The 18,530-nt window shown below is 43.6% G+C and carries 9 protein-coding genes; 1 reads left to right on the top strand and 8 read right to left on the bottom strand.

Translation table 11 applies throughout. The features are described 5' to 3' along the window. Nucleotides 1–6: 6 nt before the first annotated feature. The 8 genes from BLR32_RS10370 to BLR32_RS10405 form a co-directional block, all read right to left on the bottom strand. The gene (locus BLR32_RS10370) at nucleotides 7–7,353 is read right to left on the bottom strand and encodes a hypothetical protein (RefSeq protein ID WP_089831312.1); all 7,347 of its coding nucleotides are present in this window, start codon (nucleotides 7,351–7,353) and stop codon (nucleotides 7–9) included. Next, entirely contained in the window at nucleotides 7,350–7,853 is a 504-nt protein-coding gene (locus BLR32_RS10375; RefSeq protein ID WP_089831314.1) for a hypothetical protein, read from the bottom strand. Before BLR32_RS10375 ends, BLR32_RS10370 begins: the two co-directional genes overlap by 4 nt. Next, nucleotides 7,853–8,950: a hypothetical protein gene (locus tag BLR32_RS10380; RefSeq protein WP_089831315.1), complete on the bottom strand. Its 1,098-nt coding sequence runs from the start codon at nucleotides 8,948–8,950 to the stop codon at nucleotides 7,853–7,855. The genes BLR32_RS10375 and BLR32_RS10380 overlap by 1 nt, the downstream gene beginning before the upstream one ends. Before the next feature lie 7 nt (nucleotides 8,951–8,957). Then, the gene (locus tag BLR32_RS10385; protein ID WP_089831317.1) at nucleotides 8,958–11,357 is read right to left on the bottom strand and encodes a hypothetical protein; all 2,400 of its coding nucleotides are present in this window, start codon (nucleotides 11,355–11,357) and stop codon (nucleotides 8,958–8,960) included. Nucleotides 11,358–11,420: 63 nt separating this feature from the next. Continuing rightward, on the bottom strand, nucleotides 11,421–12,128 hold the full coding sequence (locus BLR32_RS10390) for a hypothetical protein (protein ID WP_089831319.1): 708 nt from the start codon (nucleotides 12,126–12,128) through the stop codon (nucleotides 11,421–11,423). A gap of 20 nt (nucleotides 12,129–12,148) precedes the next feature. Continuing rightward, complete coding sequence (locus BLR32_RS10395) at nucleotides 12,149–12,862, bottom strand: hypothetical protein (RefSeq protein WP_143011428.1); 714 nt, start codon at nucleotides 12,860–12,862, stop codon at nucleotides 12,149–12,151. 557 nt (nucleotides 12,863–13,419) lie between these two features. Then, nucleotides 13,420–14,058: a hypothetical protein gene (locus tag BLR32_RS10400; RefSeq protein ID WP_089831323.1), complete on the bottom strand. Its 639-nt coding sequence runs from the start codon at nucleotides 14,056–14,058 to the stop codon at nucleotides 13,420–13,422. A 34-nt stretch (nucleotides 14,059–14,092) separates the two neighbouring features. Further along, nucleotides 14,093–14,542, bottom strand: coding sequence for a hypothetical protein (locus BLR32_RS10405; RefSeq protein WP_089831325.1), 450 nt, complete (start codon nucleotides 14,540–14,542; stop codon nucleotides 14,093–14,095). 357 nt (nucleotides 14,543–14,899) lie between these two features. On the opposite strand from BLR32_RS10405, the gene BLR32_RS10410 reads away from it, so the two are divergent. Further along, nucleotides 14,900–18,058, top strand: a complete 3,159-nt coding sequence (locus BLR32_RS10410) for a TonB-dependent receptor (RefSeq protein ID WP_089831327.1) — start codon at nucleotides 14,900–14,902, stop codon at nucleotides 18,056–18,058. Nucleotides 18,059–18,530 lie beyond the last annotated feature (472 nt).

The following is an 18,530-nucleotide window of genomic DNA, read 5'->3' on the forward strand; positions in this document are numbered from 1 at the left end:
TTTTCACTAGTTAGCTTTACGATATGCTGAACGGCTTTCTTTAATTGTCATAATACCTCTTTCTGTCTCTTTCTTCACACGGATCAATGTACCCTCGTCGTCATACTCATAGAAAGTAGCATAGTTATTCTCATCCATTTCCGCCATTACACGCTGCGTCTTGTCGTCGTATGTGAAGGTCTTCAGCTGACCGTCATATGGGAAGATCCTGATATCATCTATCTTCACATTATTACCTCCCAATACAACCGTTATCTCTTCCAACTGATTGCCCAGGGTCCACGCTGGGATATCCAATGTACCCTCTACCAGCTTCCAGCCTTCTACAACCGCCTTCTTTCTGAGCGTCGTCACATCGTGATTATTCACTTTCAATGTAATGCCAGTACCAGGGCCGGATGGATTACTATCTTTTACCCAGGCAGAGAAGATATACTTATTGCCGGTCACGGGATTGAATCCTCTTAATCCGAGCCAGCCGTCCAGTTTCTGATAATATTCACCCTTTGCATTATTAGCGATGTAAATACCAGGTGAATGCTCATCCCTGAAAACATAAGCTTTCAATTCAATCGATCCATTCAACTTTAAACTATAGTTGCCACTATGTGCATCCTGATCATCCAGGTTATTCGCATAGTCGTCTCCCAGTGCATTTCTGATATTAAACTTATCTGGTTCGCATGGTCTTACATCTACACACTTATCATTGAACTTATAATCATCAAAACCGTCATAAAATATCTCCCGCTGACGCATGTTTGCCCCTACGGCTAGCGGCAGACTGGACTTGAAGCTATAACGCGCTGCACTGTAACGGTTCAAAGCATCCTTGTTCTCAAGATCCTGGGAATATTTATCATACATCGTCATTGTGTTTGATGTTACCCATTCAATGTTCGTTGCTATACTCCAGCCATTGTTGTATACCCAGAATGCATAGAACTTCCCGTAGTAGCCATTCTTGCGCAAGCCTGCGCTACCGGTAGGATTGGTAACCAGGTCCTGACCTGAGCGGCTGGTAAGCCATGCCATTTGTTTATATGGCAGCCAGTTGCCCAGGTAACCCATCAGATAGGGGTTTACTGCAACGTCGTGTGATATGCTGGCACATTGGAAAGTACCGGAACAAACATCAACAGTACCGGATGGACATGTATACCTGCGTTTAATGATCTGCCCTGCGCTATTTTTCACATAGGTATCAGCAGGTTTACCCCACATACCTATTGTAGTATATATTGGATTGTAGATGGTCTGTTTTAGCTCAGCGATTGTATTATCATATACCTCCACACCAACAGCATGCTTAGGGTCGCTACCAATCGCTTCAATAGTCAGTACATGCTGTCCTGCCGTGAGGTTAACAGGGAAGATCTTCCATTCTTCATAAGGGTATGGACCAGGATTAAAAATTCCCTGCCGGACTATAGACTTGATCAGAACACCATCCAGGTAAATGTATGCGCTGCTATGAGCACCGACGCCCATATAGTAGGTTTTGGTTGCTGGCACCTTCAGACAGGTGTTGATCCCTATTCGTGAATCACCGAAGTTTCCGTTTAGCCATATACCCGTAGCGTTTAATCTTCCACACCAGTTAGCCACCATGCTGACAGATGCATTTCCTCCTGACAAGCGGCTTGTGCTACCTCCTGTACAGCTGTCCGTTCCCCAGAAAGGATTCCTGGCTATATCCACAAGCTGATCATTCTCATTGTAGAACCTTGCTCCCAGGTGCGAATAGAGAGAATCTTTCGTTCCTGGTTGAACACTCAATGCCGTATCGGGATTCTCAACAGGCCCGTTAACCGGTACACAAGCCGTACCATCCGCACTTGGTGCATATCCCGGAGGACATGCCCCTTTCGCCGTTGAACCACAATCCGGAAAGCCATTCATGACGCTGATCTCTTCACCATCAGGGCATATATAGTTACCATTTACGCGTTTCCCGTTGTCATCCAGTTCATACAGGTACACGTTAGGATCACCCTTCAGCCTGGCTGTTGAAAATATAATAGAAGGATCAATAGCGTCTTTATTACCGTTATACAGGGTGGTCATATCAGCGGTGTATATTTCTGCTCCCACTGTTCGTCCGTCATCTGCCCACGCTTCAACACGAATATTGTGTTTGCCGGCTGATAAATGGTACTTTACCAGGGCCCATATTTCATAGCTCTCTACACGAATGTCCTCAGACCAGGCAACCTTTACTCCATCAATAAGTATTCTTATTTTCTTGGTACCCCCGATACCAACAAATACATCCTTCTCAGTTTCCAGGGTCAGCAATTCCTCCGCTCCCCACCAACGGCTATCAGGTATTCCCTGCAACCAGATACCAACGTTATCCAGCTTTGAATGCCAATAGCCAGCACCACTTATACCTATATTGTTTGGATCATTAAAATTATAGAAATGTCCCCCTTGTTTACCATAGTCTGGTGAAGATCCTCCCGGCCTGATAGTATCTGTAAAAGCACTATTTGTCATACCAGGCTTATAACAAATACCATCCGCACGCTCTTCATAACCTTCAGGACAGCTCTTATAATTACAATCCGTTACCTGGCCCCAGGCCTCATCGTATAAAACAGCTGTTGCATTCAGAATTTTATATCCTGACAGGTCCTCATTACTTAAAAACTTCAGCTTATTATTGACAATCGGGTTCTCCAGACTTGTAATAGCAGTAGCAGGTGCTGATAGTATATTGCGATAACCTGAGCGACAAATTTTCACCAGTCCATTCTGCGCACGGGCCAATCTACCTGTTCGTTCTATCAGGCGAAGGGACTTATTACCTGCTCCATCAGTAGAATTTATCACCCAGGTATGATATCCTGTATTAATATTTATCAATTCATCCCCTGCTGTGAGAAATGGTCGGAAGTCAGCCTTTGGAATGCCATTGTCATCTGTAGCGAAATTTGTGAATACTGTTCCCAGCGTCTTATATGCCATTCCCATTTGACTATACATCCAGTAAGCTGGGATATTCACAGTATAAACAGGATCGTCGAATTCGTTCGCCGATTGGGTCAGAACAGGCTCTCCTGAATATTTATCATAAAGCAGATAGGAAGCAGTACTCGTAGAGCCATTTATCCGCTTCACTATCTTATTGATCAATCCATAGTATTGAACCGTCTTCAATACAGCAGATGAACGGAATAAACGGTAGTCGTCATTCTGCGCCCAGGGGAAATGCGGCAGAGGTAGCGGGAAACCATTAAAAGGAATCACATCCATCCCAAGGTTAATGCTCTTTCCTTTATTCTTCATTTCCGACTGACGCATATCAGTGATCATCTCGATGTCGCGGCCAATGGTCTTACCTTTCGTGATGGTGCCAGTGTTATCCACTACATCTACTATGTTTTTAAGTCTTTGTGTCCCTCCGGATTCTTCTGCATTATAGAAATACTCCGTGGATGATATCTCCTGACCTGACTGATTAAATACTCTTTCCGCCTTCTCTTTTCCATGCATATCATTCAGGAAAACTACGTACCCCTGAGACATGCTCTGTTCATAAATAGAATTACTTCCAAAGACAGCAGACCAGGCGCTCGGTTTATGCAGATACTTCTGTATGGGTGTTTGCTGAACGAATACAGGAAATTCTTTCGCTGTATAAAACTCGTAACTCATCCATCCGGTCTTATTTTGCTCGTCTCTTTCCCCATCTGGCCCGAGATTACGGACTCTCACTTCTCTATATCCCACAACCGGCGCGGGGTATAAGGACTCTGCCAAAGGCTCTTCCAGGTAAAAAAAGTTATCTAATGCCCATTTCACTTTCTGGGTATATTTAACCGGCTGTCGCACCGGGTTCTCATCTCCTCCTACGGCAGGTTCATAAGAAGCCACGCCACTGCTGATCAGCTGATCCCCTCTCCACGTTGTATAGTCATATTCCTGCCCATAAGTTGCCTGACTTTCTCCTTCCACCATGCCATTCCACCGGTCTGACATTGTAATTTTCTTAACTCTCAGACCTCCTCCCAATTTCCTTCCATTCATTTTTGCAATACGGGCAAAGCTTTTATTCAGCTTCACTTTACTTGCAAACTTCTTTCTCTGTGCTTTCTTATTGAAACTCTCCCACAGCTCAGAAAGATTGGAAGTGGCATTGGCAATTGCAGTTACGATAGCAATAACCGGTTTATCATCCGTGATACGGCTCTTATACCCTGGATAGGCATATCTCGGGTACTCCAATCTCATTCTTTGCCATGCAGCAGCGGCAAATGGATTAACCGTCACACCTCCTTCCGTATCATCTTCAAATGTTACTGTAGCTATTCCATTGCTTACTTTCGCGTCTCTGATCTTTGCATAACAGGGAACAAAATCGTACTTCGAATCATCGGTTGATGACACCGCATCTGTAACATTGACAAACAGTTTGCAATAGAGATATTCTTCCCCATTAAGACACTTATCCAGGAAATCCTGTCTGTCTGTTGTACTAAATCCTGTATCGTCTATCTTTATATCAAAAGTCCTTGCATTTAGCAGATTATCAATCGGGTTTCCATCTTTATCATACATTGCCTGTATTTTACTCATATCCATCGCCTTCCTGTCCTGTACATAGGCATAGTCGTCCGATTCGTATGTGACGTCAATGACACCTCCTGTCGGTAATGCAATCTCTTTCAGTTGCCACATACCTGCATTTTTCGCAGCATCAGTGCTATCATGTGCGCTATAAGGGTATTCATCACTTCTTAAATCGCCGAAACCATCTTTGCTATTGGTCCCCGCCGGTTTAAGCGTACCCCAACGGTCTGTTGACATATAGGCATAGCGTTGCCCCTCATTATACGCAAACACATATTTGTGATGCTGGCCTTTATCCGAACTGCCATATTTGAAATAGACGCTGTCCAGCGTCAACTTTCCCAATTTTGAATTAGGTAAGCCAGGACATAACTTATAGCTATAGCAAAATACGACTGTCTTAACAGGTGTGGTCAGATCATTCTTCGAGTATAGCCTGATTTCCCTCAGTCGACGCTGTTTAACAGTAGTATCCTGCACACCTAACCAGTTACAGCCAAGCGCATCGTCACGATCGTCTGTGATGAAATATGCGATCATTGTTTTAGACTCAATGGAATGCAAATACCACAATTCCTTTTCACCATATACGAATGATCCTTTGTTATCATCCGGGTCAGCATTTAAGCCACGATTAAATTGCGCCTGGAGAGAATCCTTTCCATATGGAGTACGCCAACGGAAATTCGAATCCAGTTTAGAGTAGTTGAATTTAAAAGCAGTTCCCCGGTCGTCCTCCGTAATACCATCATCTGTCATGTCTACATAATCCGGTGATAATATGCCGGTAAGCAGATAAGATGTGGCGTAAGCGGGTTGGGATTCTTTATGATAATATTGATCAGTGGAAGTTGAGGAACGATAATCAATCTGCCTGTCCGTGTTCATCCCAAATGTTGCCAGATTGGAGGAGTCTTCAACAGTAGTTCCTTTCGCTAATGCAAATGTGTATTCATCCTGCCGTCTATTATAAACAGGTATTCCATATACCATTCGCTTACCGTCATCTCCGGTAATGGACATTTCAGAAATATGATGTGCCTTGCGGAATGTGTCTACTCTCGGCAAGTCATCGTGTGACATCTTATTGCAGGACGCCGGAGTAAATGCGCCATATTGATTCAGATCATAACTTCTGATCTCCTTGTCAAGCCCTGCTTTAGTTGCCTCTTTGGCCGTCAGATAGGTCACCGCGGTGCGACGTACCTGTCTGCCATCCTTTTTATACGCAGAATCAGAAGTTACTGTTCCCCATATGGTTGAGGTCAATTTGCCCTCTGCTTCCTTTTTTATCAACGGTACGCTAACAGGATCTTCCCCCAGTATTCTGGCCAAAAAAGCCGAATCGTCCACATGTTTCTCACCTACCTGCTGAAAATATGCAGGTTCCTCTTCCAATGTCCCCTTTTTTGCAAAATCACCCTTCTCAAGAAAGCGATTATCTTCCTTCCATTTGCCATTTGTATTTGTAATATCCTGCAGAAATACTGAAGTTCCTCCATGAAAGTAGGCGCCTGCACCATATTCTGTGCTAAAAGACTTGTTATCAGAGATGTCTTTGGTTTCATTATCGAAAACAATACCACTACTATGCCTGTATAAACGAATCTGTCCTCCCCCGAACTGATTGCTGTAAGAAAATAAATCGGGGGTGGCAACTGGCACAGCCAGATTATTCATCTCCGGGATCACAGGATTATCTTTCTCTCTCATGAAATCCATCAGGGCGTCAGGCTTGTCGGAACCATTCTGCGCATACAGCAAACCATAGGCGCTGCTTTTCTTTGTCCTGTCCAGTACTTCACGTTTCGTTTTATATCCCGTTACACCGGCGCCGGTGAAAATACCTACAGCCGCTCCACCAATGTCGCCACTGTATGTTGAGTTCGTTGATTTAAAAGTGATGTTGCTTTTGGGATAAAAAGGCGGAGTATTATAGCTCACAGAAGAACCGAGCCCCGCAATAGAAGCACCACCAGTTTCCTTATGATTTATTTCCGCTCTATCCTTGATCTCCTTCCATTCGTTTGTCCCGTTTATCGAAAAAGATGATCCAAGCGTCAATCCCTTCAGCCCTTCTCTTGTATTAAAACCAAGACTCAAAGTACCCGATAAAGACGTGGAATTCTTAACATCCTTCGAATATGCGAGTGACACGGAAATATTTGGAGTAACAGAAACACCATCTGCTGTGCTGGATGTCAACCCTAAACCCGCGCCAACACCAGGCGTCAAGGAACCAGAATTGGCTAATGTCAATGAGGCACCCGCGTTGGCCCCAATTTCTGCACCATATCCTGTATAGTTATCGCAAAATACACCTAATGATAACGAGCCCTGAACTCCTTCGCCAAAAATTTCACCCCGCAGAGTCAATTTCCCTCCACCTGTGATCTTTGGCTTCATGTAGCTCTCAGTAGTCACTGCATCACCATTCGCATCATCAGCAATACCTCTGATATTACGGTTCATCGCTCCGACGTTCAGGTTCCAGCCAAGTCCTACCCAGCTGGCTTCATCATCCATTCCGGAACCCGACTGATAGTTCAGGTTCACAGGATAGCCTCCCACGTCAAGCAGGGGAATGTTATACTTAAAATCACCTGTAAACAGGTCCACCATATCACTGGTTCCTGCGGCCTGAAACTGTTTACTTTCGGGTTGCACAGGTCCTGAGGTCAATGCCCAGGCTACAGTGGGCATCAGCCCCTGCACTAATAACAAAACAAGAAAAAAACAAGCGATCCGTACACGGGTACGCGCATTTCTGATCATCATATCTTCAGACTTAAAGAATCAATATGGGCAATAGCACTTCCTTTCAGCGGGAAGGAAATGAACTGGTGTGTGAATAGCCAGTCCCTGAATAAAAGTTTACAATCCGGTTGAGCATATACCTTTGCACGGTCAAAAACCAGCATATATTCTACGCCGTTGACAGTACCATTGGCAACACGTGTAATGTCCACAGCACAAATGGTATCCGTCATATTTACCAGCGAAAAGAGTGTATCCAGTCCATAGCTGTAACTAAGATCACTGGTTCCCTTCATGGGGGCGCCGGCGTTGTTAGCAACATTCAACCGGAAGTATACCAGAGAAGTATCCTCTCCGGCGCCTCGATCAGATGGCATGTATTGCAAGCGGAATACATAGTCATTGACATTTTTCTCCTGTACCAGCTCATTATCCTTCATGGATTGTATAACATCCCTTCTGCTGGCGCCACAGGCACAGACTAACAGGATGAAACATCCGGCTATAAAATGCTTTATCATCACTCCTCTGGTTGTTTATAAATAAATCTCAATTGTTTCTGTTCTCCGGATGGTAGTTTCACATCCATGATGTAGAAATAACCATCTACAAAACCACTCTTACCCGACAAGTCGATCACTACCTGGTTCATACCTCTGGCTACCTTCACTGTGGGGAGCTTCTTTATATGCTGGTCTGGTTTTGTCAGACATTGAATACTGTATTGCAGTTTGGTTGCTGCATAAGTATTGTTGAATGCAAACAGTAATTGTCCGCGGGCGATATAGAAGTTTCCTTTCGTCAGGTCTTCCAGGTTACGGAATGCATCCGGAACCGGATCAACAGGAGGTTTTTCACACTCTACGGTGAAGTCCCATATTTCTGACTCTGCCAGCAGCAGTTCATTCTTGTAGGCTGATACCTGCCAGGCATATTTCTTACCTTCTTCCAGCTGGTTGGCCATTGAAGGATATAATAGTACCGGCATTGGGATCTGACGTTGGTTGATAATAGCGAGGTTCATGCGCAATGCTTCCGCACGTTGCTGATCTTCTTTTACCTCGACGAGCAATAAGCGGTACATTACACCATTCACTGCAGGCATCAACGGCTGCCAGGAGAACGTAGGCCGTTTGTCGCAGAGCTTATCACCGTCATAAGGCTGTATCAGCTGCATAGCACTGAATGGCTGCAGATTATAACTGAAACATTGTTCCTCCAGTGGCGCTGTGCTATGACTGCCACCTTCATACAACTGGAAACAATAGTCATAGTCGCCCTCAGGGAAGAAACCACTCTGCCTTACGATGGTGGCTATTTTACTACTCCCAAACGATACGACTGCATTATATACTGCTCCCGGAGGTACCGTATTCATACCCGGCATCAATTCAAACGGGTTGGTACGAATTGTTACCACCGCTCCCGATTTTGCTTCTGTAATATTGATCACAAGATTGACCGTCTGGCGGGCAGCAGGATTACTCACTCTCACTTTATAGACATTCTCCAGTGTACGTCCCTGGATCTCGGGCATAAAGGCGAATGTGATCTGCGCTTTCAGGGGCAACAACACACATAATAACAGCCCTGTCAATAATATTCTATATCCTTTCATATTGCTGTTAGTTTATCTGGTAATGCAAAGACATTGCGGTATTGAATCTGCCATAATAATAGTTGGCAGTGGTGTTCCTCAGGTTCTGCCGGCCATCGGCGGAAATACTCAGGCTCCAGCGTTTGAAAAGCTGTGCCGCTACTTGCTGACGGAGACCGATCTGTGTTACTACATCCTTACTATCCATATAGATGAGTGAACTGCTACAGGATAATTTCCACAGGAGGTACTGATAACCCGCCTCTGTGTTCAACATGTTATTATATACAGCAGCGTTGTTTACATCGCGACTGTATAAGGCGCTGATCATAACCATACCTGGTCCTGCCATCCATGTTTGCATGGATGTAGCATTGATGAACAGGCTCTTCACCGGGGCATCAGGCTGCATATAATTCAGCTGTTGTAATCCCAGGCTGCTGTTATTACTGAAAGATTTACCGGCTATTTTTCCATTCGCCTGGCTGATAAAGGATATCTTCCGGTTCAGGAAAGCAGTATACTTCCCGGCATCAGTGTTCTCTTTCAAGGAATTCTGCAATACGTTCATACTAAGGGTAAAGCGGCGTGTGAACCGGTAACGGGCATCCAAAGCATATTGCAAGCTTTTACGCTTATTGTCTGTGAGTGGTGATACTGCGAGATCACGGATATCCGTCCTTAAGCTGACAGCAGCCTTGTTACGCAACCAGCTGCGTTTCACCAGAAAACCATACTGTAATGTTCCCCTGCTGGCAAATGGTGCACCCGGATTCACATATCCCAGACCTGCGTAGTTGAAGTATACCTTATGGGTCAGCCCTATTTTCTTTACATCTCCATTATATGCCATCCCAATAGAGGCTGTAGCCCATATATCATCCAAAAACTGGCCAGCTGCGGATTTAGAAACAGCTGCTGCGTCCTGACCTCCACTACCAAACTGGCTGGACGACTTAGAAAGTTCAAAATCCAGTGTCCCCAATTCTCCCAGACTCAATTGCTGGGAAACGGAACCTACAAATACATTTCTCCGGATCGCCGCCGTATTGAATCCATACTGCTGTTGTGATTTGGAATTGGCATTTAACACCGAAACATGGCTTTGTTTGTTACCAATATCTCCGCGACCAAGGCGCAAAAACTGCATGCCATAACTACCGTGACCTGTAGCCGATTGTAAACCAACATCCTGCACTCCCAATTCATTACTCTTGCCAGCTGCCAGCATGATAAACTTGTTGCCTTTTAGAAAGGTCCCGGCCGCACCGGTCATAAAGAGATCAGATAAGGAACCTTTACTGGCATTAGCGCCGATACTACCTACCTTCAAATCCTTCATGTTCATCATTAGCCTTTGCAGTGGGCTCATATGCAACAGGTTCCCAGCTATGCGGGAGGTATTCTCAGGCTTTTGCAGCCATCCTTGAATGTTTCCATTTACCCGCTGTTGGCCACCGAGCATCTGGTTCATCTCTTTCACTCCTCCCAGCTGCCTTTTCAGCGCCATCACCTTATTATAATATCCGGCAGAAGTATCCCGGTTCCGGATAAGGACGTTCCTCAACTGGGCGCTGTCCAGGTACATAAGCTGATCTGCAGACAACTTCCCTCCCACACTATCTTTACTACCTTTGATGAGTACCAACTGATCCGCAGCATACTTTTTCATACTGCTTTTCACATCCAGGTCTTCGAGGAAATATTTTTTCAGATCATACTTCTTCTGCAACTGCTGATTGATCTTTTCCAGGTATGCTTCACGATCAAAGGATATCTTCATAAAATGAGCATCCTGTAAGGACGTATTTGTATAGTCATATCCCGACAAAGTGGAATAGTTAAGTTGAAAGGGAATGCTACTGATAGAGAAGACATCCTGTATGGTACCTTCATTCCACCAGCCAGACATCATTGCAGTGGAGTCACTATAAGTTGACGTCCAGGAGATACCTTTCACCTTGTTCTCAGGCTTACCGGGCAATGTAAAATTCCCTGGAAGCTGCTGTTCCCTTAAAGCATAGAATCCACGTAATTTATTGTCGATATATCGTGTCTGTTTCGTGCTATCTTTCATCCCATCGAATAGCCGCTGCATTTTCGCGATAGCCGTAGCCGTATTGCCAGCCTTCATGTACTGCACGAACTGTGCTCTGGCTCCCTGGTGCAAACCGGATAATCCCAGCCTTTCAAAAGGAAGCGCAGGTGGTGTTGTATCCAGCGAATGGAGATCCACTACCTTACTATTAATGGCATTTACGAGCGCCGATTTTAGCACCGGTTGATTGATCAGGTTTCTTGCCGCCAGATCACCGGGTAAAGTATCCTGTAAAACCTGGGGTATTAAGGGGTTAGCAAAAGCGACAGGCCTTAGCCATGCCAGCAGGCACACCATCACAGGCAATGCCCTTTTGTATATTTTATACATAATGATAAAGTTCAAAACAGGTATAGAAAACGCACATAGGTATATGAGAGAATGTCTTCTCTCTTACTTGCTTCCGACTTTGGCTTCCAGCTCAGACAAGCGCCTTTCGCGTTCATTCAGCAATTGCTGCCTTTCTGCTATTCTTTGTTCACGCTCCTTCAGCGCCTTCTCCTGCGCGATCAGGTATAAAGTCATTTCCTCGATCTTCTGCAACAACTTCGCCTGGTTCTCACCCAGTTCCAGATCGTTCTCACTTATCTCTTTTGCGGAAGGAATATCAGGAAGATGTTTATGCATGGCTATATAATGCTCCACCTGTTGCAATGAAGGCAATTGGTAAGAAGGCTCAAACACAAAATCAGACCAGTTATTAGGGGTAACCCGCACTTTTTTTGCCAGCATTTCTCCATTCACAGCCAATCTTGCTTTAGGATCAGCGGTGCCTATACCAACATTACCTGTAGCCTGCCTCACATACAACAATGTCCTACCCGAATCTGAATTATAAAACTCCCAGCCTGCACTTGCCGCAGAAGAAGTACACTCAAAACGTACTACCCCTGGATCAGCCGGAGAACCTTTCAGATAATGCGACTTAAGGGTCCGATTCAATGGATCTGACACAAAGGCAAATCCATTCGGTCCTCTGACCGAAATTTTATTGGTCGTAGTATTACCCTGTGTAGTAACTGCCTCCAGATTGGGTATCTGAGCGTATGCCCCCGACGCTAATCCTACCAAAACAAATATGAAAAGTAACTTGCGATACATAACAAATCTTTCTACCTGGCCTATTTATGATCAATTCTTTTCTCCAGTTCCTTCAGTCGCTCGTCCTGTACAGCGAACATCTCGTCCTGCGCCTTCATCACCTGTTCCTGAGCAGCAACTCTTTTGTTCTGCTCAATCAGGTATAAAGTCATTTCCTCTATCTTCTGCAGCAATTTTGCCTGGTTCTGACCAAGGTCCACTCCCTGCTCACCAACTTCTTTCGCAGAAGGAATGCCCGGAAGATGTTTATGTTCCGCAATAAAAAGCTCCAGATCCTGTAATGAAGGCAGTTCGTAGGCAGATTCGAAGACAAAGTCAGGCCAGTCATCAGGTGTTACCCTCACTTTCTTCGCATAGATATCCCCATTCACTGCGAGCCTTGCTTTAGGATCTGTGGTGCCGATACCCACATAACCGCTGCTTTGCTTAATAAACATAATAGACCTGGCCTGGGCGCCATTGTAGAATTCCCAGCCGCCCGTTGTTGTACTTGAAGTACAATCAAATCGCATGGTTCTTGTTTCGGTTGGTGATGGTCTGAGATAATGCGACTTAGTAGTGTAACCTGTACTCACATCCACACCAATATTCAACCCGTCTTTGTTCCAGATACATATACTTTTGTTAGTCGAATCACCCGCGTTTGTGACTGCCTGAAGATTTGGGGTCTGGGCACGGACAGTCAACGCAAATACTCCGTATATAAAAAAAATAAACGCCGATTTACTATTCATAATCATCACTGTTATAAAATCAAAAGAATTGTCTTATCAAAATATATAGTCCCAATTGTATGTTCTTTATCGTATAAGCAGCTGACATTACCGTGCCCGCAGGACAGGCCAGTACAGGCGATGTCCTTTGCACATTGTACATCAGATTGACAAAGTAAAAAGTTGCGGGAAACGCACATAGGTATATAAGAGAAACATTCTTCCTCTTGATTAGATATAGAGCTTCCCCATTAAATAAATGTAAATCAGCTTATAAGGTTGTAATCCAGGACCTTTAATCCTGTCGCATTTGAAGTACCCGAAAATTTACAAGCATGCACACACTCATACAGATGCCTGGTAGTTAACAACACTTGATAGATACGAACATTATGACTTAACCCATAGGTATATACTGACTAACTTAATTGCAAAGAAATAAAATATTCCTAATATCAGGAAATTTCCAAGCAAATTATCGAGATATTTTTTTCAACATTGGTTTGATTTTCATGATGATGAGTTGTGGTGGATGATAAAGGTAGGTGAAGGGAGCGCATTGAATGTGCGTACTACTGTCATTGCTCACTCTCCTGAGAACTGACCAAAGTAATTTTGCCATTCTTAGTAATTACCCAACTCTTTTTGTAGACTACGTTTGCCTTTTTACCATTACTAAGTAGCTTTCCCTTCCCGTAGAGCATATCTTCTGTTTCGAACGTAGAATCACTTGTAAACCTGTTTTCGACTGTATGATCAGTCAATATCTGATCAGAATCACAAAATGTTGCTATTAATAGTTTATCAATCTCTTTCAATTTGGAACTATCCAATGTAATCAAATATCGTTCACCACATGACGACTTAATAAAATCAATATAGACAAGGAGCAAACTATCGCTATATCGATCTGCTGAAAAACCGTATACATAGTCCTTGGTTGACAGAAATGTAGAATCAAAGTAAAAATGCTTCTCCAGCATTTCATTCGGGATCTCCTTTCTCGCTGTAATTAATGCAATAAGGTCTTTATTCTGGAGATTACTGGAATCATCCGGTGAGTTTGACTCCTTATTGACTATTATTGAATCTTCACTCTTTGATACATCTAAACTTTTAGGATTAGTCTGTTTACAAGAACAAAATATAATAATAGTAAAGATTAGGTATAGACTGTAGTTACAGAGTTCTCTAAGTGATAGCAATTTTGTAATCATGTCACCATTTTTTTGGTTTTAGGGATCGGAACTTTTAATTTATGATAACAAGTACGGCATCCAAAACATATCCCTCAAGATCTTCGGCCAGGTATTCTTCATATTCCCTGCATTTATGAAAGCAAATTGTGCAGGTTTCGCCATCGTATGAAAGAATCACATTAAATCTTCCCTCATTTAATTTCGTCAGCTTTTCTGCTAAATGCTTAGCATATGATATTCCACAATCAAATATTTTGTCTGGATCGTCTTCATCCAAATAGTCTCCTATGTGTATTTTATTATAAAAACATTCATTTCCAGTTGAATTTATGAAATCGCTTGAATATCGAATATCTTTTATCAACGACTCATAGAAATAGCAATTATCAAAAAAAACTATTCGTTGATCTAAAAGGGAGGCTGGCAACTCGCATTCGTTTTCTCGTTCCAGGTGATAGTTTCCGCCAAATTCAGCAAACTTTCTATTAAATCTATACTGCATTTAATTATCGAATTGAGTTCTTTCTCCCGCAAAAAAATATACTGTAATTTTCATAATTGTATTTCAGAATTTATGCAGACAATAGGGCGTTTAACAGCGTCTCATAGATCCGAATATTATAACTTAACCCATAGGTATATACTCACTCTGTCAACACAAAGAAATAAAATATTCCTAATATTAGGAAACCTGCAAACAAATTGTCAGGGCATTCACTTACTTCCATAACGCCATCTGACTCCCCTCCCCTTACTCATTCAAATAACATTTCCTTTACGCAAACTTAATACTCCGCTAAAACTCCCATAATATTCGCTTCCAACCTTTGCAGCTTTACATTCACCCAAATCCATTAAAATGTCAAATTGTCCAAAGCGGATGTTCGTCACCTTTATTCTGTGCTTAGCATCTATTTTCACATTTGCACAAGCCAACCTGGCCGGTATTTCCGGTAAGGTACGCGGAGCTGATGGCACTCCTCTGCCAGGAGCAATGATCCTGGTAAAGAATGAATCCACCGGCTTCCAAACCAGGGCCGTATCAAACGACAAAGGAGAATTCCTTTTGAAAGAGCTGCCCTTAGGTACTCCTTATTCTGTTACTGTGGAAGCCATGGGAATGGTGTCTCAAAAGCAGACAGGCTATTCGTTGAACCAGGGCGATCTCCTGGCAGTATCTTTTAAAATGGAAGAAAAAACAACCGAGCTACAGGCCGTTGTTGTTACTGCAGGTTCCAACAAAAACAAAGTAGAGAACATCGGTGCAGCTACAGCTGTAACGGCAAAGGACATTGCGAAACTGCCGGTGAACGGACGTAACTTTACTTCATTGATGGACCTCTCTCCTTTGAGCAGTGGAACAAACCTTTCCGGCCAGCTGGCTTCTGCTACTAACTTTACCATTGATGGTATGGCAGCAAGAGGTACTATCTCCGGCGGACAACCAACCGGCGCCTATTCCATCTCCATGGAGGCTGTAAGGGAATTCCAGGTAGTGACTAACCAATATGATGTTACCTATGGTAACGCAGGTGGAGGTACTGTGAGCACTGTAACGAAATCGGGTACTAATACCCTGACAGGAAGTGCCTTTACATTCCTCAGAACCGATTGGCTGTCCAGTAAATATGGACTTAACGGACAGAAACGTAACCAGCCTTTCTCAACTTATCAATACGGGTTCTCTATCGGCGGACCAATCATCAAAGACAAAGCCCATTTCTTCCTTGCATGGGATCACCAGGAAGACTCCCGCCCATTGAGTATCGCTTATATTCAGTCGCCCGATGATGAAAAAAGATACAATGTAACACAGGCAACACTGGATCAATTCCTGACTATCGCCAGAAATAAATATGGCGTAGCCAACACTCCGCAGTTCGGTCAGTTTGACAAAAAGAAAAATACACATGCCGTCTTCGGAAGAATAGACTGGCAGCTGAATGCAAAGAACCTGTTGACCATCAGGGATAACTTCATCTATGACATGGATAACCAGTCTGACGGAGACAATACTTCTATCAATATCTATGAAGTATACAGCAGCCGTAAAAGCATCAACAACAGTATTATGGCATCCTTGCGTACTTCTATCAGTCCTCGTGTAACAAACGAATTAAAACTACAGCATTACTGGGAGTACAATAAGCTGTTTGCCAACTCACAGTTGCCGGCTGATAATATCCCGAGAGCGATCGTACAGAATGTGAAATCTTCCACTACTGAAGGTTCTTCACTCACCACTGCAATACAATTGGGCGGACAACGTTATGGCGGCGACTACTTTAATAACCACCAGGTACAACTGATAGATAACCTCTACTGGAACGTTGGAAAATCACACTTTACCTTTGGTGGAGGTGTTACATTTACCAATCAGAATTCCATATATGGTAGCGAGACCAACGGACGTTTTTACTTCACCGGTCTTACTAACTTCGACAACCTGACTCCTTACCGTTATGCGCGGGATGTGTATTTAACCGATGATCACAACATCAAATTCAATATACTTGTTCCTAATGTATACGCACAGGTACAAACAACTGTAGCACCGGGACTCGACATCACCGGCGGTGTACGTGTAGATTATACGGCTTACCTTGACAGAGCGAATTACAATGAAACTGTAGACAGAACACTTGGTCTGAATACTTCTAATAAGCTGAGAACATTACAGGTACAGCCACGCGTTCAGGCAACCTGGGACATCGGACAGAACAAACGCGATATCATCCGCGTCGGCGCAGGTATCCTGGGTTCTGCACTCAACCCGTATTCTATGATCAACAATATGCTGTTCGATGGTTCACATATTGTTGGCGTGGACCTGACAGGAAGCCAGGCACCTACACCTGATTTCGTTTCTTACAGGAAAAACCCAGCTACCGCTCCGGGTATGGACCTGATAAAGGATCCGAATATTCCGAAGCTGGCCACCATTAACATGAATGGAAAGAATGCTAAAGTACCAACTGTTTATAAAGCCAATGCATCTTATTCCCACTTCTTTACAGAGAACTTCAGGGTAAGCATCAACGGCTATCTGACACTGGGACGGAATAACTATACATATGTTGACCGCAACATGGTGGATCAGCCTTATTTCCGCATTGCCCAGGAAGATAATCGTGGTGTATATGTTCCTGCAAATACTATCACTACTTCCAATGGTGCTGCCGACTGGACAAAGAGCCGTAAGACCACAGAGGTAGGACGCGTACTGGAATTACAAAGCACCGGAAAAGTGAATCAGATGGCGTTTGTACTGGATGGTGCATACCGTTACTTCAGAGACGGAGAAATTGCATTCTCTTACACATGGAACAGCACTAAAGACAATACCTCTTACAACGGTAACGTAGCAAATACAGCCACACTGGTACAGTACATAAAAGATGATCCGCGCGACCTGAGTAAGATGTCTTATTCTGATAACCAGTTCAGGAACAAGGTAGTTGTTTACGGTACTGCTCCTACGTTCTGGGGTATCAGCGTAGGTGTTCGTTTCTCTGGTATCGGAGGCACCCGTTATTCACTGACTGTTAATGGTAATGTGAACGGCGACTTCGTTGCGAGCAACGACCTGGCTTATATCTATGATCCTAAAGCAGCGAGCACTCCTCAGTACATAAAAGATGGTATTACTGCTTTGCTGAATAATCCGAAAGTAGAAGAAAGCACCAAGAAATATATCACCAATAGCTTCGGAAAAATAGCTGAAAGGAATGGTGGTGAAAATCCATTCTATGGCGTATTCGACATCAGGGTGAGCAAGAAGGTAAAGACGTTTAAGAAACAGTTCGTAGAAATATCTGCAGATATGTTCAACGTTGCGAATTCATTGAATAAGTCATGGGGTGTGAATCATAACGTAGGTACAACAAGCCTGTACACCATCAACGGTTTTGATCCGAATACCAATACTTACAACTATGCGGTGAATACCAATGCAGGGGTTTCCGCATTAAGCGGCAATCCTTTCCAGGTACAGATCGGGTTAAGGTATGGATTTTGATTTCAAAAAGAATATAGCAATAAAAGACGGCCTTGCTTGAGCGGGCCGTTTTTTATTGCTTGTTTTTGCCGTCTAATTACCGCTTTGATACCGCTCATCTTACGTTGATCTTACGTTCATGAACGTAGGATCAACGTAAGATGAGCGGTATCAAAGCGGTATCAAAGCGGACACTGATCCTGATTTCGTACCAAATACATACTATACAGAAACCCGGAGTGTTGATTCGTATGATCTTCGATACAGATTCGCTCGAGTTAGCCTCATCCTCCCTTAATCTTCCGTTCAGAAAGGGAAGATTAAGGGAGGATGAGGCTAACTCGAGCGAATCTCCACCGAACGTCGAGCTTATATTGCCCCGGAAAAAACCAGATTGTCTTATTGAACGCCTTCGATCTAAAAACACCACAATAATGTGAAAATCAATCATTTAAATAACATCAAGTAAAGGTAAAAATGCGTATTTTCCGCA

Origin of the sequence: Chitinophaga filiformis (assembly GCF_900102545.1) — a bacterium.
In the GTDB taxonomy this organism is placed as follows: Bacteria; Bacteroidota; Bacteroidia; order Chitinophagales; family Chitinophagaceae; genus Chitinophaga; species Chitinophaga filiformis.

Excerpts from the sequence above, each read along its gene's own strand:
- BLR32_RS10385 (WP_089831317.1), bottom strand. The coding sequence starts at position 11,357 with ATGTATAAAATATACAAAAGGGCATTGCCTGTGATGGTGTGCCTGCTG.
- BLR32_RS10370 (WP_089831312.1), bottom strand. The coding sequence starts at position 7,353 with ATGATGATCAGAAATGCGCGTACCCGTGTACGGATCGCTTGTTTTTTT.
- BLR32_RS10400 (WP_089831323.1), bottom strand. The coding sequence starts at position 14,058 with ATGATTACAAAATTGCTATCACTTAGAGAACTCTGTAACTACAGTCTA.
- BLR32_RS10395 (WP_143011428.1), bottom strand. The coding sequence starts at position 12,862 with ATGAATAGTAAATCGGCGTTTATTTTTTTTATATACGGAGTATTTGCG.
- BLR32_RS10405 (WP_089831325.1), bottom strand. The coding sequence starts at position 14,542 with ATGCAGTATAGATTTAATAGAAAGTTTGCTGAATTTGGCGGAAACTAT.
- BLR32_RS10375 (WP_089831314.1), bottom strand. The coding sequence starts at position 7,853 with ATGATAAAGCATTTTATAGCCGGATGTTTCATCCTGTTAGTCTGTGCC.
- BLR32_RS10410 (WP_089831327.1), top strand. The coding sequence starts at position 14,900 with ATGTCAAATTGTCCAAAGCGGATGTTCGTCACCTTTATTCTGTGCTTA.
- BLR32_RS10390 (WP_089831319.1), bottom strand. The coding sequence starts at position 12,128 with ATGTATCGCAAGTTACTTTTCATATTTGTTTTGGTAGGATTAGCGTCG.
- BLR32_RS10380 (WP_089831315.1), bottom strand. The coding sequence starts at position 8,950 with ATGAAAGGATATAGAATATTATTGACAGGGCTGTTATTATGTGTGTTG.